25 protein-coding genes, 1 pseudogene and 1 other annotated feature are annotated in these 25,141 nt (G+C 71.4%); of the genes and pseudogenes, 8 read left to right on the top strand and 18 right to left on the bottom strand.

The features are described 5' to 3' along the window. Positions 1 to 455: 455 nt before the first annotated feature. The gene (locus OM98_RS15835; protein ID WP_175285941.1) at positions 456 to 596 is read left to right on the top strand and encodes a hypothetical protein; all 141 of its coding nucleotides are present in this window, start codon (positions 456 to 458) and stop codon (positions 594 to 596) included. Positions 597 to 648: 52 nt separating this feature from the next. On the opposite strand, the gene OM98_RS05505 is transcribed toward OM98_RS15835, so the two are convergent. The 10 genes from OM98_RS05505 to OM98_RS05460 all read right to left on the bottom strand — a co-directional run bounded on the left by OM98_RS05505 (position 649) and on the right by OM98_RS05460 (position 10,247). Beyond that, positions 649 to 1,383, bottom strand: a complete 735-nt coding sequence (locus OM98_RS05505) for an urease accessory protein UreD (RefSeq protein WP_010533596.1) — start codon at positions 1,381 to 1,383, stop codon at positions 649 to 651. Then, entirely contained in the window at positions 1,380 to 2,195 is an 816-nt protein-coding gene (gene ureG, locus OM98_RS05500) for an urease accessory protein UreG (RefSeq protein ID WP_010533595.1), read from the bottom strand. The genes OM98_RS05505 and ureG overlap by 4 nt, the downstream gene beginning before the upstream one ends. Beyond that, positions 2,188 to 2,940: an urease accessory protein UreF gene (locus OM98_RS05495; protein ID WP_010533594.1), complete on the bottom strand. Its 753-nt coding sequence runs from the start codon at positions 2,938 to 2,940 to the stop codon at positions 2,188 to 2,190. The genes ureG and OM98_RS05495 overlap by 8 nt, the downstream gene beginning before the upstream one ends. 89 nt (positions 2,941 to 3,029) lie before the next feature. Beyond that, entirely contained in the window at positions 3,030 to 4,733 is a 1,704-nt protein-coding gene (locus OM98_RS05490; RefSeq protein WP_010533593.1) for an urease subunit alpha, read from the bottom strand. Next, entirely contained in the window at positions 4,730 to 5,125 is a 396-nt protein-coding gene (locus OM98_RS05485; protein WP_010533592.1) for an urease subunit beta, read from the bottom strand. Before OM98_RS05485 ends, OM98_RS05490 begins: the two co-directional genes overlap by 4 nt. Positions 5,126 to 5,131: 6 nt before the next feature. Continuing rightward, complete coding sequence (locus OM98_RS05480) at positions 5,132 to 5,434, bottom strand: urease subunit gamma (protein WP_010533591.1); 303 nt, start codon at positions 5,432 to 5,434, stop codon at positions 5,132 to 5,134. A gap of 3 nt (positions 5,435 to 5,437) precedes the next feature. Next, positions 5,438 to 7,123, bottom strand: a complete 1,686-nt coding sequence (locus tag OM98_RS05475) for a purine-cytosine permease family protein (protein WP_010533590.1) — start codon at positions 7,121 to 7,123, stop codon at positions 5,438 to 5,440. A 144-nt stretch (positions 7,124 to 7,267) separates the two neighbouring features. After that, the gene (locus OM98_RS05470; protein WP_010533589.1) at positions 7,268 to 7,909 is read right to left on the bottom strand and encodes a TetR/AcrR family transcriptional regulator; all 642 of its coding nucleotides are present in this window, start codon (positions 7,907 to 7,909) and stop codon (positions 7,268 to 7,270) included. Positions 7,910 to 8,052: 143 nt separating this feature from the next. After that, entirely contained in the window at positions 8,053 to 9,372 is a 1,320-nt protein-coding gene (locus OM98_RS05465) for an alpha/beta fold hydrolase (protein WP_010533588.1), read from the bottom strand. A 134-nt stretch (positions 9,373 to 9,506) separates the two neighbouring features. Further along, a complete protein-coding gene (locus OM98_RS05460) occupies positions 9,507 to 10,247 on the bottom strand; it encodes a GAP family protein (RefSeq protein ID WP_010533587.1) in 741 nt (246 codons plus the stop codon). A 104-nt stretch (positions 10,248 to 10,351) separates the two neighbouring features. Between OM98_RS05460 and OM98_RS05455 the strand changes: the two genes are divergently transcribed. From OM98_RS05455 to OM98_RS15145, 3 genes are all read left to right on the top strand, one after another. Continuing rightward, complete coding sequence (locus tag OM98_RS05455; protein WP_010533586.1) at positions 10,352 to 11,638, top strand: sensor histidine kinase; 1,287 nt, start codon at positions 10,352 to 10,354, stop codon at positions 11,636 to 11,638. Next, complete coding sequence (locus OM98_RS05450) at positions 11,635 to 12,297, top strand: response regulator (protein ID WP_010533585.1); 663 nt, start codon at positions 11,635 to 11,637, stop codon at positions 12,295 to 12,297. The genes OM98_RS05455 and OM98_RS05450 overlap by 4 nt, the downstream gene beginning before the upstream one ends. A gap of 68 nt (positions 12,298 to 12,365) precedes the next feature. Continuing rightward, positions 12,366 to 12,677, top strand: coding sequence for a CsbD family protein (locus OM98_RS15145; protein WP_010533584.1), 312 nt, complete (start codon positions 12,366 to 12,368; stop codon positions 12,675 to 12,677). 234 nt (positions 12,678 to 12,911) lie between these two features. On the opposite strand, the gene OM98_RS05440 is transcribed toward OM98_RS15145, so the two are convergent. Next, complete coding sequence (locus tag OM98_RS05440; protein ID WP_010533583.1) at positions 12,912 to 14,252, bottom strand: NupC/NupG family nucleoside CNT transporter; 1,341 nt, start codon at positions 14,250 to 14,252, stop codon at positions 12,912 to 12,914. Positions 14,253 to 14,790: 538 nt separating this feature from the next. Between OM98_RS05440 and OM98_RS05435 the strand changes: the two genes are divergently transcribed. Beyond that, positions 14,791 to 14,994 (top strand): cold-shock protein, encoded by a 204-nt coding sequence (locus tag OM98_RS05435; protein ID WP_010533582.1) that lies wholly within the window; start codon positions 14,791 to 14,793, stop codon positions 14,992 to 14,994. Between the two features lie 493 nt (positions 14,995 to 15,487). Here the strand turns inward: OM98_RS05435 and OM98_RS05425 are convergent. The 4 genes and pseudogenes from OM98_RS05425 to OM98_RS15520 all read right to left on the bottom strand — a co-directional run. Further along, positions 15,488 to 15,790 (bottom strand): annotated as a pseudogene (locus OM98_RS05425) (integrase core domain-containing protein); the annotation flags it as partial. Between the two features lie 4 nt (positions 15,791 to 15,794). Further along, entirely contained in the window at positions 15,795 to 17,144 is a 1,350-nt protein-coding gene (locus OM98_RS05420; protein WP_425358395.1) for an IS30 family transposase, read from the bottom strand. Positions 17,145 to 17,152: 8 nt separating this feature from the next. After that, positions 17,153 to 17,902, bottom strand: coding sequence for an IS3 family transposase (locus OM98_RS15140; RefSeq protein ID WP_010533578.1), 750 nt, complete (start codon positions 17,900 to 17,902; stop codon positions 17,153 to 17,155). Beyond that, positions 17,839 to 17,941: a sequence feature (AL1L pseudoknot), on the bottom strand. It overlaps the preceding gene by 64 nt. After that, complete coding sequence (locus tag OM98_RS15520; RefSeq protein ID WP_010533577.1) at positions 17,899 to 18,210, bottom strand: transposase; 312 nt, start codon at positions 18,208 to 18,210, stop codon at positions 17,899 to 17,901. It overlaps the preceding feature by 43 nt. Before OM98_RS15520 ends, OM98_RS15140 begins: the two co-directional genes overlap by 4 nt. A 155-nt stretch (positions 18,211 to 18,365) precedes the next feature. Between OM98_RS15520 and OM98_RS05415 the strand changes: the two genes are divergently transcribed. From OM98_RS05415 to OM98_RS05405, 3 genes are read left to right on the top strand one after another with little or no spacing between them, the layout of a single operon-like run. Further along, the gene (locus OM98_RS05415; RefSeq protein WP_010533576.1) at positions 18,366 to 18,761 is read left to right on the top strand and encodes a helix-turn-helix domain-containing protein; all 396 of its coding nucleotides are present in this window, start codon (positions 18,366 to 18,368) and stop codon (positions 18,759 to 18,761) included. A 40-nt stretch (positions 18,762 to 18,801) separates the two neighbouring features. Then, positions 18,802 to 19,827 carry a DUF3039 domain-containing protein gene (locus OM98_RS05410; RefSeq protein WP_010533575.1) on the top strand — a complete coding sequence of 342 codons (1,026 nt, stop codon included), beginning with the start codon at positions 18,802 to 18,804 and terminating at the stop codon, positions 19,825 to 19,827. A 55-nt stretch (positions 19,828 to 19,882) separates the two neighbouring features. Beyond that, positions 19,883 to 22,207 (top strand): AAA family ATPase, encoded by a 2,325-nt coding sequence (locus OM98_RS05405; RefSeq protein WP_010533574.1) that lies wholly within the window; start codon positions 19,883 to 19,885, stop codon positions 22,205 to 22,207. Between the two features lie 61 nt (positions 22,208 to 22,268). Here OM98_RS05405 and OM98_RS05400 read toward each other — a convergent pair whose 3' ends face one another. The 3 genes from OM98_RS05400 to OM98_RS05390 form a co-directional block, all read right to left on the bottom strand. Further along, the gene (locus OM98_RS05400; protein ID WP_029362708.1) at positions 22,269 to 22,511 is read right to left on the bottom strand and encodes a FitA-like ribbon-helix-helix domain-containing protein; all 243 of its coding nucleotides are present in this window, start codon (positions 22,509 to 22,511) and stop codon (positions 22,269 to 22,271) included. 180 nt (positions 22,512 to 22,691) lie between these two features. Beyond that, positions 22,692 to 23,567, bottom strand: coding sequence for an HAD hydrolase family protein (locus OM98_RS05395; RefSeq protein WP_010533572.1), 876 nt, complete (start codon positions 23,565 to 23,567; stop codon positions 22,692 to 22,694). Between the two features lie 106 nt (positions 23,568 to 23,673). Beyond that, complete coding sequence (locus OM98_RS05390) at positions 23,674 to 25,107, bottom strand: glycoside hydrolase family 1 protein (protein WP_010533571.1); 1,434 nt, start codon at positions 25,105 to 25,107, stop codon at positions 23,674 to 23,676. Between the last annotated feature and the right edge of the window lie 34 nt (positions 25,108 to 25,141).

Genomic DNA, 25,141 nt, shown 5'->3' with positions numbered 1-25,141 from the left:
GCGCAGTTGCCGATGTGTTCCGACTCGCGGCGTGACAGCCCCCACTCATTATTTTCCGAGTACAACGTCGCAGGTCAGAGACCTCCAGTCCGGCGATAAAGGACATTCATACTTTTATTACCCTCCGGCAACGACTTGTGTCCAATGATCATCTCGTGATCCTCTGATCGCTACCTCCCCACGTGTGAAGCCGCCCCGGCCAGGGCCTCGGCACCCCCGGGGAGGGAGCGACCCCTCCGGCGGCGACCCCGCCGCGGGACGGGGGCTCGGGGGAATGGGGGATCTGCCCCGACGTCCACGTCGGGCACCCGTGACCGTCCGCTTCGGAGTCCTCTCCGGCAGGCATCCCGCGCATCGGGAGTGCTGCGGACCCGACCATCTGCCGCGCCGGACCCCGGTCCGGCCGACTGAGGAGACCGCATGATCGTCTCGAGCACCAGCCCGGTGACCGCCCGGTGAGCCGCGCCAAGCGCTGCCTCCCGATGTCCCGCGTGCGCTACCCCTCGGTGGCCACCTGCAGCACGTCCATCCGCGCGCGCACCCGTTTCAGCCACCCCGCGCCGTTCCGGGTGGCCTACCGCCGCGCCCGCGGCTGAGCCCCGCTCCCCGCGCGTCCCCACCCGCGACCGACCGGGGCATCTCCGACCCCTACGCCGGGTCCACCCGCGGGGCCCACGCCTCCATCACGGCGTCGATCCCGGTGCCGTGGGTGGCGTCCGCGACCCGCCGGGCCATCGCGCCGGGGCCGTCCAGCTCCAGTACGGTGACCCCCTTCGGTCGCGTCGCCCCCGGCGGACGACGGCCCAGCAGGATCGCGCTGTCCAGCACCCGGTGCTCGCCGAGCACCCCGACCCGTCCGGCCGCACCGTCGAGCGCGAGCTCCTCGTGCAGCAGCGGGTACGCCGCCGCATCCGTCGTTTGGACCCTCGCGTGCAGACCGCTGCGGATCCGTCCGCCGCGCTCCCCGCTGCGGCCCAGCACCAACGTCTCCCGCAGCAGCACGGAGGAGTCCTCCCCCAGGTCGATCACGGTCTGCCGGTCCACGTCGGCCCCGGCGGCGACCACGAAGGGGTGGGCCCGCCAGAGCAGCTGCGCGTCCCGGCCCAGGGTGACGGCGACGTCGAAGCGGCTCGGCTCCCCGGTGCTCTCGTAGGCGACGGTGCCGCCGACGTCCTCGATCTCGAGGGTGCAGCCGTCATCCACCTCGACCTCCACCCGCACGGCGTCGCCCCCGAGCAGCATCGCGCCGCCCGCCACCAGCGCCACCCGGGCGTGCCGCGTGCCGCGGGCGATGGCGCGGGGCTGCAGCAGGCCCGGCCGCAGGGCGAGCCGGGCGGGACCCGCGGCGCCGTCCTCGCGCGCGGCGAGGGCGATCCACGTCATCGCCCGGCGGTCGGCGCGTGCTCGTGCGGGTGCGCGTGGTCGTGGGAGTGAGCGTGCTCCTCGTCCTCCGCATGGAAGTGCGGGGCCATCGGGCCCGGGTCCTGCGGCACGTGGGTTCCGCCGGTGTGGGCGGCGAGGATCTGATGCACCCAGCCGCGCAGGGCGTCCACGGTGTCCTCGCGGTGGCGCGACAGGGCCAGCACCGGAGAGCCCTCGCGCGCCTCGACGGCGTCGGCGACCATCTGCTCCACGTCGACGCCGACGTGCGGGGCGAGGTCGATCTTGTTGACCACCAGCAGGTCGGCGCGGCCGATGCCGGGGCCGCCCTTGCGGGCCACGTCCCCGCCGCCGGCCACGTCGAGCACGAAGATCTGGGCGTCGACCAGGTCCGGGGAGAAGGTGGCGGTGAGGTTGTCGCCGCCGGACTCGACGAGCACGAGGTCCAGCGGGGCGAAGTCGGCCTCGAGGTCCTCGACGGCGGCGAGGTTCGCGGTGACGTCATCGCGGATGGCGGTGTGGGGGCAGGCGCCGGTCTCGACGGCGCGGATGCGCTCGGGGTCCAGCACCCCGGCGGAGCGCAGGAAGCGGGCGTCCTCGTCGGTGTAGATGTCGTTGGTGATCACGCCGATGCGGATCTCCTCGGCCATGGCGCGGCAGATGGTGGCGATCAGCGAGCTCTTGCCGGTGCCGACGGGGCCGGCGATGCCCAGGCGCAGGGAGCGCTGCGGCGTGGTCGGGGCCGGCGCGGAGGCGGGGTGGGCAGACGGGCCGGGGGCGGCGGAGGCGGAAGACAAGAGGGCGGTCTCAGGCACGGAACAGTCTCCTCGGGAGGGTGGCCTGGGCCTCGGCCCAGTGCTCGGTCAGGGGCGCCCCGGAGCTTGGCAGCTGCGCGGGGTCGGTGAGGGCCGCCAGGGCTCCCACCTCGGGGTCGAGGGCGGCGCAGGCGGCGAGCACCTGGGCGGCCCCGAACCGGGGATCGGAGGGCTCCAGCTTGAGCTGGGCGGCGATCACGGTCTGGGCGTCGTCGTAGGCGACCAGACGCACCAGGGCGGGGGCGTCGATGCCCACGGCGGCGGCGATCAGGCCGAGCACGAGCGCGCGGGGGAGGCCGCGAGCGGGGGCCCGGCGGTCCGCGGCGCGCGCCGCGCCCCCGGGGTCGTCCCCGCCCGGACCCACGGGAGCATCCCCGCCGGCCCCGGGAGCGGCGGTCACCGTGGCGGCGTCGAGGATCGTGGGCCACAGCACCGCGGCCAGGCGCGCGAGCCCGTCGCCGAGCACCACGGCGATCTCCCGCTGGGCGCGGGAGGGGGTGCGGGCGGCCCAGTGGGCGCGCAGCGAGGCGACCCGGCCGGGCAGCTCCTCGGGGGCGGCGGTGAGGACGAGGTGCCGAGCGATGACGGCGACGCCGGCCTCCACCGCGGTGACGGTCTGCATCCGCGAGGCCAGGTAGTCGCCGATGCGGTCCGGCGCCAGGCCCTCGCGCAAGGCCGCCTCGAGTCCATTGGAGGTGACGTGCGCGCCGACGGGCAGGCGGGAGTCGGCCAGCAGCAGGGCCACGGTGGCCGGGTCCGGTTGCGGATCCGGCGGCGGGGCGTGTCCTGGAGCGGACGGCGGCGCGGGTCGGGTGGCGGGCGGAGTCATGCCGCTCAGAACATCTGGTAGAGCTGCGCCAGCGGCAGCTCGGCCGCGGGGGCGGGCTCGACCGGCTCGCCGTCGATGGAGATGGCGAAGGTGTCGGCGCGGATGTCGATGCGCGGCAGGGCGTCGTTGTTGATCAGGTCCGCCTTGGTGACGCCGCGGGTGTCGGCCACCGGCAGCAGCTCGCGGCGCAGGCCCAGCCGCTCCCGCAGGCCGTCCTCGATCGCGGCGGGCGCGACGAAGGAGACGGAGAGATCCGCGCCGACGGCGTCGCCGAAGGTGGGGCGCATGAGCACCGGCTGCGGGGTGGGGATCGAGGCGTTGGGGTCCCCGAGGGCGGCCCAGGCGATCGCGCCGCCCTTGATCACCAGGGAGGGTCGCACCCCGAAGAAGCGCGGGTCCCACAGCACCAGGTCGGCCATCTTGCCCTCCTCGACGGAACCGAGGTGGGCGTCGACGCCGTGGGCGATGGCGGGGTTGATCGTGTACTTCGCGACGTAGCGGCGGGCGCGCTCGTTGTCGGCGGGCAGCGTGCCCCCGAGCGGGCCGACCCGCTGCTTCATCACGTGGGCCACCTGCCAGGTGCGGGCGATGACCTCGCCGATGCGGCCCATCGCCTGCGCGTCCGAGGAGGTGATCGACAGGGCGCCCATGTCGTGCAGGAGGTCCTCGGCGGCGATGGTGGTGGCGCGGATGCGGGACTCGGCGAAAGCGAGGTCCTCGGGCACGGAGGCCTTGAGGTGGTGGCACACCATGAGCATGTCCAGATGCTCGGCGACCGTGTTCACCGTGTGCGGGAGAGTGGGGTTGGTCGAGCCGGGCAGCACGTGCGGCAGGGAGGCGATCTCGAGGATGTCGGGGGCGTGGCCGCCGCCGGCGCCCTCGATGTGGAAGGCGTGGATGGTGCGGCCGTCGATCGCGCCAATGGTGGACTCGACGAAGCCGGCCTCGTTCAGCGAGTCCGAGTGCAGGGCCACCTGCAGGCCGTGCTCGGCGGCGGCGCGCAGGGAGGCGTCGATCGCGGCGGGGGTGGCGCCCCAGTCCTCGTGGACCTTGTAGCCGGCGGCCCCGGCGAGCGCCTGCTCGGCGAGGCCCTCCGCGGAGACGGTGTTGCCCTTGCCCAGCAGCAGCACGTTGACCGGCAGGGCGTCCAGGGCCCGGTGCATGCGGCCGAGGTGCCAGGCGCCGGGGGTGACGGTGGTGGCGCGGGAGCCCTCGGAGGGTCCGGTGCCGCCGCCGCCGATGGTGGTGATGCCGGTGGCCAGGGCCTCGTGGATCTGCGAGGGGGAGAGCAGGTGGACGTGGGTGTCGAAGGCTCCGGCGGTGAGGATCCTCCCCTCCCCCGCGATGACGTCGGTGGAGGGGCCGATGCGCAGGGCCGGGTGGACGCCGGCGGAGACGTCGGGGTTGCCCGCCTTGCCGAGGGCCGCGATGCGGCCGTCGCGCAGGCCCACGTCGGCACGGACGACGCCCCAGTGGTCCAGCACGATCGCGTTGGTGATGACGGTGTCGGGGGCACCCTCGTCGCGGGTGGTGGTCCCCTGACCCATGGACTCGCGGATCGACTTGCCGCCGCCGAAGACGGCCTCCTCGCCGCCGTAGGTGCGGTCCTCCTCCACCTCGATCCAGAGGTCGGTGTCGCCCAGGCGGATCTGGTCGCCGGTGGTGGGACCGTAGAGGGCGGCGTAGCGCTCGGCGTCGAGGCGGCTCATGCCCGCTCCCCCGTCCCGGCACCATCGTCCGCCGCGTCGTCGTGGCCCTCCGGGCGCATCTGCAGGCCGGGCACACGGCCGCTGCCGGAGAAGCGCACCGCGGCGACCTGGCGGGAGGCGCCGGGCTCGAAGCGCAGGGAGGTGCCGGAGGGGATGTCCAGGCGGAAGCCGCGGGCGGCCTCGCGGTCCAGGGTCACCGCGGCGTTCACGTCGGGCAGGTGGATGTGGGAGCCGATCTGCACGGGCCGGTCCCCGGTGTTCTCCAGCACCAGCTCCATCCGGTCGTCGGGGTCGGCGCGGTGGTTCAGCTTGCGGGTGCCGGGGCGCACCCGGATGGCGCCGGGGGCGGGGCGCTCCCCCGCCCCGCCCGGGGTCTCGTGCGCAGTGCTCATGGGGCCTCAGTCGATCGGGTGGTGGATGGTGACGAGCTTGCGGCCGTCGGGGAAGGTGGCCTCGACCTGCACGTCCTCCAGCAGGGCGGGCACGTCCTCCATCACCTGCTCCCGGGTGAGCACCTCCCGGCCGGCGACCATGAGGTGCTCGACGCTCTCCCCGTCACGGGCTTGTTCGATGACCCAGGTGCTGAGCAGGGCCACCGCCTCGGGGTGGTTCAGCCGGACGCCGCGGGCGAGGCGGTCACGGGCCACCATGCCCGCCGTCGCCAGCAGCAGCTTCTCGACATCGGCCGGGGAGAACTGCACGGATCACTCCTTGGGCAGGACGTGCTCACCGGTGCGGTCCGTCGCGAGGGCGAGCGAGCTCAGGTAGAGCTTCTCACCGTTCGGGCCGGGCGCGGCGGAGGCGATCATGTCCGGGCGCTCGAAGTCCATCCCGGTGACGTGGCAGGTGAGGGTCTCGCCGGAGGGGTTGCCGTCCTCGTCGTACATCGGCAGGTCGATCCCGTCGTCGGTGCGACGGAGATAGAAGCGGCCCTGGGTGGCGACGGCCATCAGCGGGGTGGCGAGGACGGCGATGCCGACGGCGAACAGCGGGGAGTAGGGCTGGACGGTCTCGCCGAGGGCCCCGAAGTAGATGGCGATCGAGATGCCGCCGGAGAGCAGCAGGGAGACGATGCCGACGGGGTTCCAGTCGTGCAGCATGCCGCGGCGGAACTCGGGCTTCTTCGGGGAGAGCTTCAGCAGGTACTTGTTGATGACGATGTCGGTGGCGACCACGCAGATCCAGGCCATCGCGAGGTTCGCGTAGAAGCTGAGGATGCCGTTGAGGAAGTCGAACATGTTCGCCTCCATCAGCACCAGGGCGATCGCGAGGTTCACGCCGAGGAACACGAGGCGGCCGGGGTAGCGCTTGGTGAGGCGGGTGAAGGAGTTGGTCCAGGCCAGGGAGCCGGAGTAGGCATTGGTGACGTTGATCTTGATCTGGGAGATGACCACCAGGATCACGGCCAGCACCAGGGCCAGCCAGGCCGGCATCAGCTGCTCGTAGGTGACCAGGAACTGTTGGACGGGCTCGTTGGCGAACTCGCGGGCGCCGGGCACGGTGGACACCAGGTAGATCGCCAGGAACATGCCGAGGATCTGCTTGGTGGCGCCGAAGATGACCCAGCCGGGGCCGCCGAGGATGGTGGCGGCCCACCAGGAGCGGCGGTTCTCGGCGGTGCGCGGGGGCATGAAGCGCAGGTAGTCGATCTGCTCGGCGATCTGCGCGATGAGGGAGAGGCAGACGCCGGCGGCGAGCATGGCGGAGGCGAAGCTGATGCCGCCGCCGCTGTCGCCCGCGTAGGCGATGAAGGTGGAGACCGAGTCGGGGTGGGAGACCACCAGGTAGACGACGGGGATCACCATCAGGATCAGCCACACCGGGGTGGTGGCGACCTGCAGCTTGGCCAGGGCCTTCATCCCGAAGATGACCAGCGGGAAGATGATCAGGGTGGAGATCAGGTAGCCGATCCAGCGGGGGATGCCGAGGCCCAGGTAGAGGCCCTGCGCCATGATCGAGCCCTCGAGGGCGAAGAAGATGAAGGTGAAGCTCGCGAAGATCACGTTGGTGATCACGGAGCCGTAGTAGCCGAAGCCGGCGCCGCGGGTGATCAGGTCGAGGTCCAGGTTGTAGCGGGCCGCGTAGTAGGCCAGGGGGAACCCGGTGAGGAAGATGATGGTCGCGGCGACCAGGATGCCGATCAGGCCGTTCACGGTGCCATGGGTGAGACCGATGTTGGCGCCGATGGAGAAGTCCGCGAGGTAGGCGATGCCGCCGAGCGCGCTGGTGGCGACGACGCCGGGGCCCCACTTCCGGTAGGAGCGGGGGGCGAAGCGGAGGGTGTAGTCCTCCAGGGACTCCGCGGCGGCCGCACGTGCCTCGGAGATCTCGGTGGCGTCCGCGGCCTGGGGCGGGGCGGTGGACGCGGCGGGCTGGGCATCGAGGCTCATGGCTCGACCTCCGGGGCAGGGGGTGGGCAGGCCGGAGGCCGCCCGGGGACATCCGCACGCTAGGGGCGTGCCCGGATTCCCCGCTTGCGCCCAGGAAGCCGTGACCGTTCCGTGACATGTCGTCTCACGGTCGCCACCGTCAGGTCAGTCGGGGGTCGTTCCCCAGGTCTCCCGCAGTCGGTCGACGTGCTCGCGCAGGATGCCGGCCATGTCGACCCCCGGGTCCAGCAGCCACTGCACCTGCAGGCCGTCCATCAGGGCCACCATCTCCCGGGCCAGGTGCTCGATCGGGGCCGCGGGGTCCAGGTGCCCGGCCTCGCGGTCGATCCGCATGCCCTCGGTCAGCTTGTGCATCACGTCGGTGTAGTGCCCGACCATCCAGGCGTGGGCGGGGTGCTCGGGGGTCACGGCCTCCCCCACCATCGTCGTGTAGAGCCGCACGATCTGGCGGCGGTCCATGTTGTTCCGGGCGACGCCGACGAGGTGCTCGAACATGTTCCAGGGGGTCTGGCCGGTGGGCGGACGGGGGTCGCTGTCCACGGCGTCGCGATGCTCGAGCACCGCGCCGAGCAGGGCCTTCTTGGAGCCGAAGTGGTGCACGAGCCCCGAGGGCGAGACCCCGGCGGCCTCGGCGACCTGCGCCATGGAGGTGGCGGCGTAGCCCTGGCGGGCGATGAGGTCGACGGCGGCCAGCAGGATCCGCTCCCGGATCACGGCGGAGTCCTGGTTGCGGGGGCGTCCGGGTCGGCGGCGACGGGTGGGCGCCGGGGTGGCGGCTGCGCTCATGGCACTCCTCAAAGGAGCCGGGGATCGTCGTCGATCCCGGTGGAGCGGTGCCGGCATGGGTGGGTGCGGCCCGCAATGGTGGGCACACACTATTCCACCGCGGGCCGGGCCGGACGCGGGACGAGCGTCCGGCCCCGCCGCGCTCAGGGGGCGCGGCGGCCGTGGACCAGGTCGAGCAGGTGGTCCAGCACGCCCTCCCCGCTCGCGCGGAGCCCGTTGTGCTCGTACTCGCTGGTCACCCAGGTCCGCATCCGCGGCAGCAGGGCCGCGGTGGCCATCGAGTGCTCCCGCGGCACGTAGGCGTCGTCGTAGTACACCGCGGCCGCGGCGGGGACGTCGGCGGCGCGCAGGGCGTCCTCGGCGTACAGCCGGGGCCACTCGTGTTCGGCGAGCAGCGCGGCGGCCTCCGCGAAGGGGGCCAGCTCCGGGTCCTCGGCGATGGCCTCGCGGTGCATGTGCTCCCCGGCCAGCAGGGTGGGGTCATCGCGCACCGCGGCCGGCTGGGAGCGTTCGGCGGCCCAGGCGGTGGCGCCGCCGTCGGCCCAGCAGGACTCGTGCAGCACCGCGTACAGCGGGTTGCGGCCGGAGAAGGGCAGGGCCGCGGCGAGGTCGTGGGCGAAGGCCGGGGTGTCGGGGTCCAGCTCCAGCAGCAGGTGCAGGCGCTCGGCCCCGGAGGAGGCGCCCAGCAGGTGCCCGAGCCGGCGCAGCCGTTCGACGCCCACCGCGGAGCCGTCGGGCAGGCGCAGGGTGCCGGCCGCGGCCCGCTCGGCGAGGCGCCGGAAGCGGTCGCGGTCCTCGGGGAAGCGTGCCCAGTACCGCTCGCTGCGGGCGGCCATGCCCTCCCAGGTGGTGGCGTAGAGGGTGGCCGGGTCGGTGGCGACGGCGGGCAGGCCCCCGGTGAACAGGACCGTGTCCAGGGAGGAGGCGGCGGCGCTGAGGTAGCGCAGGGCGGTGAAGCCGCCGAAGGACTGCCCCAGCAGGCTCCAGCGCTCGGCCCCCAGGTGCTCCCGCAGCAGCTCGGCGTCGCGCACGATCGCGTCGGCGCGGAACTCGGTGAGGTAGGCGGCCTGCTGCGCGGGGGTGGCCTCCGCCAGGGTGGCGGCGCCGTCGATCGCGCCCTCCGGCAGCGGGGCGTTCAGGCCCACGGGGGTGGAACGGCCGGTGCCGCGCTGGTCCAGCAGCACCACGCGGTGCTCGCGCAGGGCCCGGGGCAGCCACGGCGGGGTGCTCGCGTCCAGCAGCCGGGGCGCCTCGGAGCCGGGGCCGCCCTGCAGGTACACCAGCCAGGGCCGGTCCTCGCCACCCTCGGCGGTGACCAGGCGCGCGAACAGCTCGAGGCGCGGGGAGGTGGGGTCGTCGTGGTCCAGCGGCACCGGCAGGGTGACGTCGCGCAGGCGGAGGCCGGGCACGGTCCAGTCCGTCGCGGTGGGGGCGGGGCTCGGGCGGGTGGCGTCGGTGCTCATGGTGCGGTTCTACGGCATCGCCGGGCCGCGGCCAAGTCGGCGGCCCCCGGGATCGGGGCAGGCCGGGCGGATCGGCGTGGCCGATCAGGTCAGTCGGGTCGGGTCGGTCGGGTCGGTCCGGTCGGGCAGAGCGATCAGGTCCCGGTGAGTGCGCCGATCGCGGGGCCGAGCGTGTGCACCAGCAGCAGCACCCCGACGATGCCGGTGGTCCAGGACAGCCCGCCGGCCGCCGAGCGGGCCAGCCAGTCCTGCAGGCGCTCCAGGGCGCGGTCGGCGGAGCGCCCCAGCACCACCCGCAGGCCGCTCAGCAGCAGGGCGGGCAGGATCATCACCGCGCAGTAGGCCACGAGCACACCGACACCGCGGGCCCAGCCGATGCCCAGGTCCGCGATGATCCCCATCGCCGCGAGGTAGGGCAGCATCGAGGCCGCCTCGATCACCCCGGCCAGCAGCGCCAGCCCGACCACCGCGCGGGGTCGGCCCGCGGTGTCCCGCACCCGGGTGATCCAGCGCCGGGAGGAGGCTTCCGGGTCGCCGCCGCGCTTGCGGATGACGGCCGGGTCGCTGCGATGGGACCACCACAGCAGACCGGCCCCGGCGAGCGCGGCCAGCACCGTGCCCGGCCCGGAGCTCAGCCAGTCCATCAGGGCCCCGAGCAGCGGCAGCAGCCCGGCGAGCAGCAGTGCCCCCAGCACCAGGTAGAAGACGCCGATCACGGCCAGGTAGAGCACGGTGCGTCCCGCGGCCGCGCGGGCGCCGCCGCGGGCGGCGATCAGCAGGAACACGGGGATCACCAGGGTGCCCATCGAGGTGGAGTCGACGAGCGCGAGAATCAGCAGGCCCAGGGGGCCGGCGGCATGGGGGAGGGCGTCCATGTCCCTCAGCCTTCCCGGGCACCCCGCGCCGCGTCCTCCTCCGAAGGTGCCGATACCGGGTCCGACCCCGCCGGGAGCTGGGGATTCGCACGTAGTCTGCCGACATGGAGACCACCGCCGACGACCCGCGCCCCGCTCCCCCGCGGGTGGAGGCCGGGGACGTGAGGGTGGCACTGCTGTACGTGGCGATCGTGACGGTGCTGGCGGCTGCCGGCCTGGACAACAATCCCGTGCTCGGCGGGGAACCGCTCTGGCCGACCTCGGTCTCCCTCCCCCTGCTGATCGTGGGGGCCGCCTCGACGGTGCTGCGCCGCCGCGCGCCGGTGGTGGTGCTGGCCGTCGCCGGCCCGCTGTCCGTGATCGAGATCCTCGGCGGCGGGCAGCTCGGCGCCTACCTGCTGCTGTTCGAGGCCCTCTTCGAGCCGGTGAACCACGGCTCCCGCCGCCTGGCCCGCGCCACCACGGTCCTCGGCACGGCGCTGAGCGTGCTCGCCTTCGCCCTCGCCTGGATCATCGGCGGCTTCGGGCCGCACCTGTGGGGCGTGCTGCTGCTGGCGACGCTGCTGGTGATGACGCCGCTGCTGTGGGCCTGGGAGGTGCGCCACCACCGGCAGGCCCGCCGGGACGCCGAGGCGCTGGCCGCCGCGGAGCAGGCCCTGGCCCGCAGCCGCGCCCAGCAGGAGGTGGAGGCCGAACGGCGGCGCATCGCCCACGACCTGCACGACGTGATCGCCGGGCACCTCGGCGCGGTCTCCCTGCACACGGGCCTGGCCGCCACCCTGCCCACGGGCGAGGCGCGGGACCGCTCCCTGGCCACCGCCGGGGAGTCCTCCCGGGCGGCGCTGCGGGACCTGCGCGCGATGATCACGGTGCTGGCCGAGGATGCGGAGGCGGCCCCCGAGGTCACCGTGGACTGGGAGGCGCTCGCGGAACGCCTGCGGGGCGGAGACCCGGCCGCCGGGATCGAGCTGGACCCGGCCGCCGCCGACCCCGAGCGGGTGGACCCGGCGGTGCGGGCGGCCCTGCTGCGCATCGCCACCGAGGCCGTCGCCAACGCCCTGCGTCACGGCCGCGCGCCGATGTCCCTGCGCCTGCACCGGAACGGCGAGGAGGTCGTGCTCACGCTGCGCAATGCCCGGGACGGCGGCCCCGTCGGGACCGGCCTGGGCCGGGACTCGCTGTCCGCCCGGGCCCGGGCCGTCGGCGGCACCGCCCGCTCCGGCCCGTCCGACGTCCCCGACGGCACTGACGGCACTGACGGCACGGGGGGCTGGCTGGTCGAGGCGCGCCTCCCCGCCCGTCCCGCCGCGCCCGCACCCTCCCCTTCGGCCCCGCCCTCGCCCTCGCCCTCGCCCTCGTCCCCGACACCGACACCGCAGGAGACGCCATGAGCACCAGTCCCTCCGGGCAGCCGATCCGTGTGCTGGTCGCCGAGGACCACCCCGCGGTCCGCTCCGGCCTGGTCGCCCTGCTGGAGGCCGCCGCGGGCATCGCCGTCGTCGCCGAGGCGGCCGACGGTCCCAGCGCCCTCGCCGCCGCCCGGGAGCATCGCCCCGAGGTGGTGCTCACCGACGTCCGCATGCCCGGCGCCACCGGCATCGAGATCACCCCGCGACTGCGGGAGACCGGGGCGCGGGTGCTGGTGATCTCCGGCTTCGACCTCGACGCCTCCGTGCTCGGGGCCCTGGCCGCCGGGGCCGACGGCTACCTGGTGAAGTCCGAGCAGCCGGCCCGGATCGTGCAGGCGGTGCGCGACGTCCACGGCGGCGACGCGGTGCTCTCCCCCGCCGCGACCCGCACCGTCGTCGCCGCCCTGCACGAGCGCGCCCCTGAGGCGGAGCCGGAGCCGGTGGGCGGGCCGCCGCGCTTCACCCGCCGCGAGGAGGAGGTGCTGGCATTGGTCGCCCGCGGGATGAGCAACCAGCAGATCGCCCGGGAGCTGTTCGTCGAGGTCACCACCGTGAAGTCCCACCTGGGCCACGCGCTGGACAAGCTCGGTCTGGAGTCGAGGGTGCAGGCGGCGCTGTGGTGGAGCCGGCATCGGTCCTGAGCCGGCGACCGGGCGGTCAGTCCCGACTGGGCTGTGTGCTCCGCCGTCCTTAGAATGACCGAGGCGACGTGACCGTCGTCACCCGTACGACCGAGGAGAACCTGATGGGCACGAACGACAACAGCACCGCTGACCGCCTGGCCGGGAAGGCCAAGGAGGGCCTGGGCAAGCTCACGGACAACAAGGAGATGGAGACCGAGGGCAAGACCCAGCAGGTCAAGGCGCAGGGCGAGGAGGCCGTCGAGGACGCCAAGGGCACCGTGTCCGCCGCCGTCGCCGTGTCCGGGCGGGATCAGGCCGGACAGTCCTCGGCGGTGAAGGTCATCGGCGAGATGCCGATGTCCTGCTGCTGGCCGTCGGTCCCGCTGCCGGCGTTCTGATAGCGCAGCGTGAGGGTGGTCAGCGGCCCGTCGACGACGGAGGTCAGGCTGACGGTCAGCTCCGGCGCCTCGAGGTCCTCGGTCGCGGAGGCCGTGAACCGGGCGGCGGTCGTGGAGATCTCGGTGTAGGCCCCCTCCTCGTACCCCGCCGTGCACGTGGGGTCGACGCACTCGGTGACGGCCGGCGGACCGGGGCCCGCCGGCCGTCACCGGGATGATCGTTCCGCTGCGCGGTCAGCCGATCAGCACGCCCGCGATGGTGGCGCTCATCAGGTTCGCCAGGGTGCCGCCGAGGATGGCACGCATGCCGAGCTCGGCGATCTGGCTGCGACGCTCGGGGGCCAGGCCGCCGAGGCCGCCCAGCAGGATGCCGAAGGAGCTGAGGTTCGCGAAGCCGGTGAGGGCGAAGGTGATGATCGCGGCGGTCTTGGGGCTGAAGTCGCCGATGGTGGGGGCGAAGTTCGAGAAAGCCACGAACTCGTTGAGCACGATCTTCTGGCCCAGGAAGCTGCCGGCGTCGACCGCCTCGCTCCAGGGCACGCCGATCATCATCATCACCGGGGAGAACACCCAGCCCAGGATCTGCTCGAAGGTGAGGTCGCCGTAGCCGAACCAGCCGGCGACCACGCCGATCAGGAGGTTCAGCAGGGCGATCAGGGAGATGAAGGCCAGCAGCATGGCGCCGACGTTCAGGGCCAGGCGCAGGCCGTCGGAGGCGCCGGAGGCGGCGGCGTCGATGACGTTGCGATGCTTCATCTCCGCGAGCTCGTCGGCCTCCTCGCTCACCTCCGCGTCGGCCTCGGCCTCGAGCGGGGTCTCCCCCTCGGCCGCGGCACCCGGGGAGGCCGTGGTGCCGGCGGCGCCGCGACGGCGGGTGCGGCCGGCGTGGACCAGCTCCTGCTCGCGGGCGACGGCCTCGGGGTCGTCCTCGGGCACCAGGATCTTCGCCATCAGCAGGGCGCCGGGGGCGGCCATGAAGCTCGCCGCGATCAGGTACTCCAGCGGGGCGCCGAGCAGGGAGTAGCCCACCAGCACGGAGCCGGCGACGGTGGAGAGACCGCCGACCATCACGGCGAACAGGCCGGAGCGGGAGAGGCGCTTGATGTAGGGCCGGATGACCAGGGGCGCCTCGGTCTGGCCGACGAAGATGTTGGCGGCGGCGTTGACGGACTCGGCGTGGCTGGTGCCCAGCAGCTTGCCGAGGGCACCGCCGAGCAGCTCGACCACCTTCTGCAGGATCCCCCAGTGGTAGAGCACCGCGGTGAGCGAGGCGAAGAACACGATCACCGGCAGCACTTGCAGGGCGAAGACGCTGCCCTCCTCGGGGATCAGCGAACCGAACAGGAAGGAGATGCCCTCGCCGGAGGTGTCGATGACGGCCTGGAAGCCGGTGGAGACCTGCTGCAGCAGCCAGCGGCCGGGTCCCCAGAACAGCACCAGCACGCCGAAGCCCACCTGCAGGGCGAGCGCCGCGATCACGGTGCGGGGGCGGACGGCCCGCCGATTGCTGGAGAGGGCGAAGGCGATGAACAGCAGCCCCGCCATCCCTCCGATGCCCCAGAGCACGTCGATCATCGCTCACACCTCGCTGTACGGATCGGGATCAGGCCGCGGTCGTCGCGGACAGTTTAGGTGCGGGCTCGCGGCAGTGGCCGAGCCAGTGGTCACTCCGTCCGGGACCGAAGGACCGACATCCCGGGCATTACGGTCGCCATCTGCATCGACGGGCGTGGAGCGGGGCACATGGGATTGCCTTGGACAGTATCGATCCCCTATCGTTGAACATTGGTCTACGGACCATGAGCGCACCGTGCGCTCCGCGTGATACCGAGGATCTGATCGAGATCTCCAGCCGAACGACGACCGAGCCCCATCGGGCCCCGCGGACGTCCATCCCCTGCCCTCCCCGCCCGACCGACGAGCCCTCGCGCACTGCGCGCCGAGCGGCCGCTGCGGTCTGCCCGGACGACGGCACCGGCTCGGCACGCACCCCTCAAGACTCCCCGCTCGGGTCCGGCGCACGCCGGACCGTCGGTGCGGGGCCGCGTGGCGGAGACGCCGCCGCGCCCGCACAGAGCGCAGACGCTGCTCTTCGTATCGAAGGAAATTCCGCATGGCTACTGGCACCGTGAAGTGGTTCAACGCCGACAAGGGCTTCGGCTTCATCGCCCCCGACGACGGCTCCGCCGACGTGTTCGCCCACTTCAGCAACATCACCGGCTCCGGCTACCGCAACCTCGAGGAGAACCAGAAGGTCTCCTTCGAGACCGAGCGCACCGACCGCGGCATCTCCGCGATCAACATCGAGGGCATCTGATCCCTCCGGGACCGGTCTGACCGGTCCCCCGGGGCGCGCGCAGCCCCCGCCTCGACGGCCCGCATCCCGCTTCGGCGGGGTGCGGGCCGTCTGCTTTGTCAGACCCGTCCGCACGATGGACGTATGACGAAGAAGCGCACCGTCCTCGACGTCCGTCAACGGAGGCAGGTCAACCTCCGCCTGGAGGGGTACAGCCAGGTGCCGGTCCACGGCGCGATCGAGGAAACTCTGGCCGCCGCGACCTTCCTCGAGAGGAAGGACCAGAACCTGATCGCGGGTGCAGCTGCGTTGATCTCTGCAACATCACTCGGCATAGCGTTCATCGCCGTGAGCGCAGCCATCAGCGGTTCGCCGCTTGGCCTGCTCCTTGCCACCGTCTATCTGGGCGCAGGCCTGGCGACGGTGCTGATCACCCTCCCCCTTGCTTACAGCAGCGGGTACACCGCTGCAGCGAAACGCGTCGTAGTGAAGCGCCCTGGGTTTCGTTCCGTGGTTAGACGGTCGCGGGCGCGGTCGTCGTGGGGTGAGTGTAGGACGTTTCGACCGCTGCGGGGGTGCGGTAGTCGAGAGCTTCGTGGAGCCGGGCCGTGTTCCACCAGTGGACCCAGTCCATCGTGGCGAGCTCGACCTCGCTGACTGACTCCCAGATCCGCTTGGAGTAGATCAGCTCCGCCTTGTAGAGACCATTCACTGTTTCGGCCAGCGCGTTATCGTAGCTATCACCGACGGTGCCGACCGAGGCTTTCACACCTGCAGTGAGAAGAGCGTCTGAGTAGGCGAGAGAGACGTATTGCGTGGGTTCAACCAGTCGTTGCAACACCGGGTTGTTGTAGTGAGCGTAGTTGCTCTTCGAAAACTTCGGCGGGTGTATTCCACTGGAGGACCTTTCGGGGGCGGTTGTTGAGTGCGTGAGCGACGGCCTCGAGGTCCCCGGCGGACCATCGCGAGAGGTCTGTGCCTTTGGGGAAGTACTGGCGGAGCAGGCCGTTGGTGTTCTCGTCCGTCGGTCGCTGCCACGGTGAATGGGGGTCTGCGAAGAACACCTTCGTGCCGGTCTGCATCGCGAACTGCGCGTGCCCCGAGAGCTCCTTCCCGCGATCCCAGGTTAGGGTCTTGCGCAGCTGTTCGGGCAGCGTGGTGATCGATGCACTCAGCGCCGCGTTCATCGCGACGGCCCCGTAGCCGCCCAGCGATGGCCCGTTCTTTACATGGGGTTTCTCTGCCCAGCCCTCCATGCGGGGCAAGTGGACCAGGATCGTTGAGCGGCTGCTGCGCTCAACGATCGTCCCGATCGCCGACCTGCCTGTGCCGATGATCAAGTCGCCTTCCCAGTGACCGGGCACGGCGCGGTCCTCGGCTTCCGCGGGGCGTTCGCTGAGGATCACATCGGCCGTGACATGCCCACCGGGCTTGTTCCGTGACCGGGCCCGGGGACGCCGTAACGCGCGACCGGTGCGAAGACAGGTGACCAGTTCTCGCTGGAGCGCCCCCCGGCCCTCGATGAACAGCGACTGGTAGATCGCCTCGTGGCTGATGCGCATGGACTCATCATCGGGGAAGTCGAGCTTCAGGCGCTGAGAGATCTGTTCCGGGCTCCAGGCCAGCGACCACCGCCGGTCCGCTCGGTGCGGCTTGTTCAGCCCCTTCCACGGGGCCGGGGTGGGGCCCGTGACGATCGTGCCGTCGGGCCGGCGAACATCGCCGGCGAGCCGCTCGTGGACGTATTGGCGCAAGTTCTCGTTCTTGAGAAGCTTCGCGACCTTGGGCCGCTTGGCCGCCTGCTGCGCCTTCCACTGGGCGACCGTGGCCCGGTACTCCAGCTTCCCGCCACGAGTCGCCGCGTTGCGGCGCAGCTCGCGTGAGACGGTTCCGGGGTCACGCCCGATCACGCGGGAGATCTCACGAACGCCCTTGTCCTGGGCGTGCAGGATGGCGATCTCCTCGCGTTCCTCGAAGCTCAGGTATCGGCCGGTGGGCTCAGCAAGCGAGATGGGCGGCATGCCGCCAGCGTGGCGAAACCAGCGGGACCCGACCGGCACGGACACGCCGACCGCGAGCGCCGCTTCTGCCGACGTGATGCCCGTGGCGATCAGACGCCAGAACTGCCGTTGCACCTCCCGGGACGGGTCTGGACGTCCGGGCGAGCGCATCGGCGGTCTCAGCGCCCGGTCAGCACGCCATTGCCGACGAAGCTCCTCTGCCGCGTCGCTCGTCTTCTTGGTCCAGTCCTTTGTGGCCATGCTCGAACACCTCCGACATCAAGGTGTTGCGACGACCTGTTGAATCCGCCTTGACTGCCCCGGTCGGAGTGGTGGATCAGTCCGCTCTCATTCCTGCTCGCCCCCGTTGAAAGAAGTGCGTGCTCCAATGCCAGCAGTGGCAGGTTCTCCGTGTGGAGGGTTGGCGCGACTGCCCAGCCGACTATTCTCCGACTGAAGGCATCGGTGATGAACGCGACGTAGCATAATCCGGTGAGTATTCGGACATAGGTAATATCGGCAACCCAGAGCTGCTGCGGCCGGTCCGCAACGAACCTCCGCTCGACGAGGTCGGGACGCTGGTCATCTCGGGCTGCGGGGCGGGTGGTGACGGGCTTGCGACCTCGGCGGACGCCCTGGAGGCCTGCGATCTTCATCAGCCGTGCTACCTGGTCTCGGCCCACGTCCCATCCCGCATGGCGCATGGCGTGCCACATCTTCCGGACCCCGTAGACGCTGTAATTCTCCTGATGAATCCGCATCACCTCCTCCACGAGGATCTCATCCCGCATGCTTCGAGCGGAGGCTGGCCTGCTCTTGGCTGCGCGGTATCCGCGGGAGGTGATGAACCCACATTCTGTCGCTCCGAGGATGCGGCAGATGGCCTCGACCCCGAACTTCTCGCGGTGCATGTCGATGAACGCGATCATTTCGTCGTGGGGCGGCCGAGTTCCGCTGCGAAAAACGTTGAGGCGGCTTTCAGGATCTCGTTCGCGCGTCGCGCCTCAGCCAGCTCTCGCCGGAGCCGACGGTTCTCCTCCTCGAGCGGCTCTCCCGGGCCGGTTGGTTCGGTGGGGCCGTAACGGTTGCACCAGATCCGCAGGGTCTCGGTGCCGACGCCGAGCTGTGGTGCGACGGCGCGGATCGATGCTGCACGGGGACCGCCCTCGCGGGCCTGACGGTCGTGGACCATGCGCACGGCGCGGTCACGCAGCTCTGGACTGAACTTCTTGGGCAAGCTCCGATTCTCCTTGCTGAGACTCGGAACGGAACCCAGGGCGCTTCAGTGGGTTCCTCCACAGCGTTGACACTCCAGCTTGCATGAGGGGCGACGAGACGCCTAGAGTCATCTATGACATCTGTTGCAGTGGTGTCACTTGACGAGAAGGAGCCATGGAAACTCTCACCTCGCTGCCGATCCCTGATGACCAGGTCGATTGCCTCGAATCCCTTGCCGATGACCTGCCCGTGGAATCGAAGGAACTCCTCCACGCCCTCGTCGCCTGCCTGCGCAATGACGACGACATCGTCGCCTTCGACCCCTCAGACACCCTGTCGCCCAACGCGGCCGCGAAGCGCCTGGGCATGAGCCGCACGCATCTGTACAAGCTCCTGGACGACGGAGAGATCCCCTCACACCGTGTCGGTCGGGATCGACGCATCTTCATGCGCGACCTCATGAACTTCCAGATCGCACGGCACGAGTCACGACGTCGACTCGCCGCCGACTTCGCCCATCGCGATGCCGTGGACGCACGTGCCGCTGAGGAACTCGCCGAACTCCTCTGAGCCCCGCCGCAGTTCACCGCCTATCGGGCATCATGAGTCCATGCACCGCACGGCCCGCCCCACATTGCGCGTTATCACCGATGAACTCGACGCAGATTGGGGCGGGCCGTTCGTGCGTCGCACGGTGATGGATGGTCGCCCGGGCGATGCCCTCCCTTTCACCGGTTTGGACCACCCCCTTCTCCGGAAGGCTGCCGAGAGCTTCGGCGAGGACCAGACGGAGGACACTCACGCCGGGACCATTAAGTCAGTCAGCAGCAAGACGTTCTTCGAGATCCGCGCTGGCCAGTGGCGAGGTGCCATCTGGATCGATGCCGCCGGGGTCTGCTGGGTAGTCGCTGCCGGCCTCGCGAAAGGTGGACACGAGGACCGCGACGACTTCTACAAGGCCCTGGAGCGACGCGAGCAGAACGAGAGCATGGCGGCACTGCTCCCGACGGAAGACGACACCTTGCTCTGGAAGCGCGAGAGGGCATCTGCACTGGTCGGTGAATGGCACCTCGACATCCAGCGCGCGCTGACCACACACCTGCGGACTGTCGCAACTGGCGGCTATGTGGAATTCGATGTCCCCCGCCCTGCCGCGACCACGGACAGTTCCCAGTCCTCCACGATCGCTCACGTAGGGCTCAAGGTCGTGCGCTACGTCGAGGACGACGACAACTGGGAGGAAGTCGTTATCGACGTGCAGGAACAGCCCGGATGGAAGGGCAGCCGGACCACCACGGGCCTCCGCAACACATTACTCGCCGTCCTCCACCCCCCGGAAACCGACTGGGATGCCTACTTCGGTGAATCGCGAGCCTCCTTCTCGAACATGCTCCCCACGGGGACTCTCGAACGCCGTGTCGCCAAACTCAGCGCGCTCAACGGACAGGGGATCCGCGCCCTCTCCGAGCCGACGACTCACGCCCATTACGTCCATCGCCGGAACCTCGCCCTGCGCACCATCAATGGAACCGGAGCTCGTTCTCTTTGCGGCGTGTACTTCGTGCCCCGCCAAGATCACGAAGCGATGCCGCAGTGCCCTGAGTGCTCAGCCCTCTACGCTCAAGCCCGCGAATGACACGAATGACACGACCCTGCGAACGCGGGAACTGCGGGAACGGGAAGAACACCCGATGACCACCCTCACGATCACCAAGGAGTTCCAGGCGGCGCTGGACCACCTGCACGGCGGGGACCACCTGTTCCTCACCGGCCGCGCGGGCACCGGCAAGTCCACGCTGATCCGGCACTTCCTGGAGACCACGGACCGCACCGCGCTGACGGTGGCGCCGACCGGCATCGCCGCGCTCACCGTCGGCGGGTACACGATCCACCGCCTGTTCTCCTTCCCGCTCGGCGTGGACGAGGAGTTCGTGCGCTCGGCCCGCTACCGTCCGGGCCGCTTCGCCTCCGTGCTGGCGGAGCTGGACATCCTCATCGTCGACGAGGCCTCGATGGTCCGCGCCGACCTGTTCGACGCCCTCACCGCGGCGCTGGAGCGCTTCGGCCCACGACCTGGCACACCGCTGGGCGGGGTGCAGCTGGTGCTGGTGGGAGACCTGTACCAGCTGCCGCCGGTGGTGACCGATGCCGAGGCCGCGCACATCGAGCAGCGCTACGGCACCCCGTTCTTCTTCTCCGCCGACTCCTTCGATCGGGACCGCTTCGCGGTGGTGGAGCTGGGCACGGTGTTCCGCCAGGCCGGGGACTCCGCCCTGGTGGAGCTGTTGAACGCGGTGCGGGAGGGCTCCCTGCTGGAGGACGCCCGCGCGGCCATGAACGACCGCACCGACAAGGAGTTCGAGCCGCCGCTGGACGAGTTCTGGCTGACCCTGGCCACCACCAATCGCATCGTCACCGCCCGCAACCGGCAGCAGCTCGACCGCCTTCCCGGCCCGGTCGACACGATCCCCGCTCGCATCACCGGGGACACCACCGGCTTCGAGCATCCCACCGAGGACCTGCTGCGGATCGCGGAGGGCGCGCAGGTGATGATGCTCAGCAACGACCCGCTGGACCGCTGGGTGAACGGCAGCCTGGGCCGGATCACCGCGATCCGCCCCGACCCCGAGGAGCCGGGCGACATGCTCGCCGAGGTGCTGCTGCGCGACGGCTCCGCGGTCACGGTGCGCCCCCACACCTGGGACGTCACCCGCCCGGAGGTGGAAGGCGGCCGTCTGGTGCACGAGGTGGTCGGCACCTTCACCCAGCTGCCGATGAAGCTGGCCTGGGCCATCACCATCCACAAGAGCCAGGGGCAGACCCTGGACCGGGTGGTCGTGGACCTCACCGGCGGCACCTTCGCCAACGGCCAGCTGTACGTCGCGCTGTCCCGCTGCACCTCGCTGGAGGGTCTGGTGCTGAAGCGCGACGTGCTGCCCCGGGACCTGAAGACCGACATCCGGGTGCGCCGCTTCCTGGCCGGCGCCGCAGCCGCCTCTCCCGAGGCACCGGTCGGCGAGGTGTACCTGGCGGCGCTGCTGGTCGGCAACCGCGGCGACCGCTATCGGCCCCGTCCGGTGGAGATCGCCCTGGTCACCGACGACGGCGACGAGGCCACCACGGTCGTCAACCCCACCCAGGACCTCTTTTCCGCGGCCACCGACTTCGCGCTGACCACGCGGGACGTGCAGCTCGCGCCGGTGCTCACCGAGGCCTGGCCGGCGCTCGGACCGCTGCTGGCCGGGCGGGTACCGGTCGGGGTGGGCATCGACGAGCAGCTGGACCTGGTCGACTTCGAGCTCAAGCGGCACGGGCAGGTGCTGCCGATGCCGCTCGGCATCGAGCTGCCCGCCGCGGACCTGACGACAGCGGAGCGCGCCGCGCTGCGTGCCCCGACCGCCCTGGACCGCGCCCACGCCATCCGGGATGCGGCGCGGCGCCTGCGCGAAGACGGACACTGGGACGCCCCGGCCGGAACCGCCTTCGCCGCGCTCCCCCGCGGCCACGGCTACCTGCTGGCCCGCACCACCGGTCCGGGGGGCACCGAGGCCCCGGAGGCGTTCGTCGTGGGCGGGAACATCTCCGCCGAGGACGATGCCGCCGCCCTGCTCGCCGCGGCGCTGCAGCAGGCGTGGGGCCGGGTCACGGACCGGGATGCGCCGGTGGTGGCTCGACTCCGAGGCCTCGAGGAGCACCTGGAGCTGCCGATCCTGCCCTCGGACTTCGCGCCCGAGGCGGAGGTGGACCTGACGGCGCTGCTGGTGCCGGGCACGCGGGTGTGCTTCACCGGGGAGGTGACCTCCGCCGTGCACGGCGCGCTGGGCCGAGACGGGATGGAGCGCCTCGCGGAGCAGCAGGGCCTGCGCCCGGTGCCGTCGGTGACCAAGACCCGCACCGACGTGCTGGTGGTCGCCGAGCGCGGCAGCCAGTCCACCAAGGCGAAGAAGGCGGCCGCCTGGGGCAAGCCCGTCATCGCCGCCGAGGACTTCCTCGACTGGGCCGCCGCCCGCGCCTGACCAGGAACGATCGGCATGCGACGCTCAGTCCCAGGGGTTGATGATCGCGGGGATGCTTGGGTCACTCGGGGTGGGCAGCCCGTGCCACATCCGCTCGTGGCGACAGCGGCAGCTCCTCCACTCCCCCGTTCTCCTTGCCCACGGCCAGGAAGGCCAGCCCGAGGTTCGCGTATCGCCGCTGCTGGGAGGCTCGGGTGAGGATGTCCCGCACCTCGGCCTCCAGAGATCGGCCGCGTTCGCGCGCCCGTTCCGTCAGGGCATCTTTCACCAGCGGGTCGAGGTTCCTCACCACGATCGAGCTCATCACCACCGCCTCACACGCTCCTCCAGCGTACGTCGCCCCGGCCCCCCAGCTCTGCCGCCAGAATTTCGACGATCCCTGCCAGAAACTGGCAGAGATCGTCGAAAAACGGGACAGGGGCCGGGTGGGGACAGGTGAAGCTGCGCGCGGGAACGGCCGGGCCGGGCCCGGGCAGGCGGGGGGTCAGGCGGGGCCGATGAGGCCCAGGTGTGCCAGGGCGGTGGCGACGCCGTCCTCGCCGACGGAGGCGGTGAGCAGGTCGGCATGGCGCTGCAGCTCGGGGTCGGCCTGGCCCATCACGACGGAGGTGCCGACCACGTCGAACATCTCGCGGTCGTTCCAGCTGTCGCCGATGCCGATGGCGTCCGCGGCGTCGAGGCCACGGTGGGCGAGGATCGCGCGGACGCCCTCGCCCTTGTCCGTGCCGAGCAGGCTGACCTCGCCGTTGGAGCCGGTGGGCATGGGCATCGAACCGGGGATCACCAGGAAGCGGTCGCCGAGCGCCGCGTGCACGGCATCCACGGTGCCGGGGTTATCGGAGGCGAAGATCCCCTTGGCCACATGGTCGAGGTCGACCTCCTCGATGGGCCGGAAGCTGCGCTGGGGGCCGGTCTCCTCGACGGCCGGCGCGCCGACGGTCTCGTGGTCCTTCCGGCTGGCCTCGCGGATCCGGGCGAGGAAGCCCTGGTAGAGGTCGCGGATGTCGTCGCTGGCGAAGACGGCGTCGTGGGTCTGCACGAAGTGGGGCAGGCCCTCGGCGACGAAGAACGCGAGCATCCGCTCGGCGTCGACGCGGGGCATGGGCTTGTCCAGCACCAGCACGCCGTCGTCCTCCGCGAAGGCGCCGCCGTTGGTGATCTCCCCGTCCACACCGATGGCGCGGACCGCGGCGGGGATGTCCCCGGCGGCGCGGCCGGTGCACAGGAACACCGGGATGCCCCGGGCGCGGGCGGCCCGGAGGGCGGTGACGGTGGAGGGGGCGATGCCGCGCTCGTGGTCGAGGATGGTGCCGTCGACGTCGACGAAGAGGCTGCGGCGGGGGCTGGCGGTGCTGGTCACGCGGGGCGGGTTTCCTTCGAACGGGGAACGGAGGACGGGTGGGGCCAGGCACCCCTCGACGGGTGGGCCGGGCGTCCCATACGGTACGCCCGGCCCACCCGGATGATCAGCGCGTCAGGCTGCCGCCGTTGCTGCGGATCACCTCGGCGTACCAGTCGAAGGACTTCTTCCTGTAGCGGTCGAGGCTGCCGGTGCCGTCGTCGTTTCGGTCCACGTAGATGAAGCCGTAGCGCTTGGACAGCTGCGCAGTGGAGGCGCCGATGATGTCGATCGGGCCCCAGGCGGTGTAGCCGAGCACCTCGACGCCGTCCTCGACCGCCTCGGCCACCTGCACCAGGTGGTCGTTCAGGTAGGCGATGCGGTAGTCGTCGATGACGGTCTTCTTCCCGTCGACCTGGACCAGCTCGTCGCGGGCCCCGAGGCCGTTCTCGACGATGAACAGCGGCTTCTGCCAGCGGTCCCAGAACTGGTTGAGCACGAGGCGGAGGCCGACGGGGTCGATCTGCCAGCCCCACTCGCTCGCGGGCAGGGTCGGGTTCGTGACCCCGCCCATGATGTTGCCCTCGCCCTCGACCCGCAGCTCCGGGTCGGCGGTCTCCGCGATGGACATGTAGTAGCTGAAGGACACGAAGTCGACCGTGTTGCGCAGGTCCTCGCGGTCCTGCTCGGTGATGTCCAGCTCGATGCCCTCCTCGCGCAGGGTTCGCAGGAAGTAGCCGGGGTAGGCGCCGCGGGTGTGCACGTCGCCGTAGACCAGGTTGCCGTGGTCGGCGGCGAGCACCGCGAGGGCGTCGTCCGGCGAGGGAGTGAGCGGGTAGACGGGCATGGACAGCACCATGCAGCCGATCTGCGCCGCGGGGGCGACCTCCCGGGCCAGGCGGGTGGCGCGGGCGGAGGCCACCAGCTCGTGGTGCATGGCCTGGAACAGCTCCTGGCGCGGCACCTCGCCCTGCGAGATGTCGATGCCGCCGGACATGAAGGGGGCGTGCAGCAGCGAGTTGATCTCGTTGAAGGTCAGCCAGTAGCGCACGCGGGAGCCGTAGCGCTCGAAGAGCACGCGGGCGTAGCGCTCGTAGAAGCCGATCAGCTCCCGGCTGCGCCAGCCGCCGTACTCCTCGGCCAGCGCCAGCGGCGTCTCGTAGTGGGAGATCGTCACCAGCGGCTCGATGCCGTGCTTCTCCAGCTCGTCGAGGATCCGGTCGTAGAAGGCCAGGCCCTCCTCGTTCGGGGTCGCCTCGTCGCCGCGGGGGAAGATGCGGCTCCAGGCGATGGAGAAGCGGTAGACGGTGAAGCCCATCTCCGCGAACAGGGCGATGTCCTCCGCGTAGCGGTGGAAGTGGTCGATGCCGATGAGCTTGAGGTTGTCCTCGGTGGGCTCGGCGCTGCGGGGACCGGAGATGCCGCGGGGCATCACGTCCTGCACGGAGAGGCCCTTGCCGCCCTCGGCGTAGGCGCCCTCGACCTGGTTCGCGGCGGTGGCGCCGCCCCAGAGGAAGCCCTCGGGGAAGCGCGGGACCGGGGTGGTGGTCGCGTCGGTCATGGTGTGTGCTCCTTGTCTGTGCGTGTCCGTGAGC

Source organism: Brachybacterium squillarum M-6-3 (assembly GCF_000225825.1).
In the GTDB taxonomy this organism is placed as follows: Bacteria; Actinomycetota; Actinomycetes; order Actinomycetales; family Dermabacteraceae; genus Brachybacterium; species Brachybacterium squillarum.
The sequence above is the reverse complement of the archived record's forward strand: the minus strand, read 5'-3'. Positions and strand labels throughout refer to the sequence as shown.

Excerpts from the sequence above, each read along its gene's own strand:
- OM98_RS05505 (WP_010533596.1), bottom strand. The coding sequence starts at position 1,383 with ATGACGTGGATCGCCCTCGCCGCGCGCGAGGACGGCGCCGCGGGTCCC.
- OM98_RS05490 (WP_010533593.1), bottom strand. The coding sequence starts at position 4,733 with ATGAGCCGCCTCGACGCCGAGCGCTACGCCGCCCTCTACGGTCCCACC.
- OM98_RS05485 (WP_010533592.1), bottom strand. The coding sequence starts at position 5,125 with ATGAGCACTGCGCACGAGACCCCGGGCGGGGCGGGGGAGCGCCCCGCC.
- OM98_RS05475 (WP_010533590.1), bottom strand. The coding sequence starts at position 7,123 with ATGAGCCTCGATGCCCAGCCCGCCGCGTCCACCGCCCCGCCCCAGGCC.
- OM98_RS05470 (WP_010533589.1), bottom strand. The coding sequence starts at position 7,909 with ATGAGCGCAGCCGCCACCCCGGCGCCCACCCGTCGCCGCCGACCCGGA.
- OM98_RS05465 (WP_010533588.1), bottom strand. The coding sequence starts at position 9,372 with ATGAGCACCGACGCCACCCGCCCGAGCCCCGCCCCCACCGCGACGGAC.
- OM98_RS05460 (WP_010533587.1), bottom strand. The coding sequence starts at position 10,247 with ATGGACGCCCTCCCCCATGCCGCCGGCCCCCTGGGCCTGCTGATTCTC.
- OM98_RS05455 (WP_010533586.1), top strand. The coding sequence starts at position 10,352 with ATGGAGACCACCGCCGACGACCCGCGCCCCGCTCCCCCGCGGGTGGAG.
- OM98_RS05450 (WP_010533585.1), top strand. The coding sequence starts at position 11,635 with ATGAGCACCAGTCCCTCCGGGCAGCCGATCCGTGTGCTGGTCGCCGAG.
- OM98_RS05440 (WP_010533583.1), bottom strand. The coding sequence starts at position 14,252 with ATGATCGACGTGCTCTGGGGCATCGGAGGGATGGCGGGGCTGCTGTTC.
- OM98_RS05435 (WP_010533582.1), top strand. The coding sequence starts at position 14,791 with ATGGCTACTGGCACCGTGAAGTGGTTCAACGCCGACAAGGGCTTCGGC.
- OM98_RS05420 (WP_425358395.1), bottom strand. The coding sequence starts at position 17,144 with ATGCGCTCGCCCGGACGTCCAGACCCGTCCCGGGAGGTGCAACGGCAG.
- OM98_RS15140 (WP_010533578.1), bottom strand. The coding sequence starts at position 17,902 with ATGATCGCGTTCATCGACATGCACCGCGAGAAGTTCGGGGTCGAGGCC.
- OM98_RS05415 (WP_010533576.1), top strand. The coding sequence starts at position 18,366 with ATGGAAACTCTCACCTCGCTGCCGATCCCTGATGACCAGGTCGATTGC.
- OM98_RS05410 (WP_010533575.1), top strand. The coding sequence starts at position 18,802 with ATGCACCGCACGGCCCGCCCCACATTGCGCGTTATCACCGATGAACTC.
- OM98_RS05405 (WP_010533574.1), top strand. The coding sequence starts at position 19,883 with ATGACCACCCTCACGATCACCAAGGAGTTCCAGGCGGCGCTGGACCAC.
- OM98_RS05400 (WP_029362708.1), bottom strand. The coding sequence starts at position 22,511 with ATGAGCTCGATCGTGGTGAGGAACCTCGACCCGCTGGTGAAAGATGCC.
- OM98_RS05390 (WP_010533571.1), bottom strand. The coding sequence starts at position 25,107 with ATGACCGACGCGACCACCACCCCGGTCCCGCGCTTCCCCGAGGGCTTC.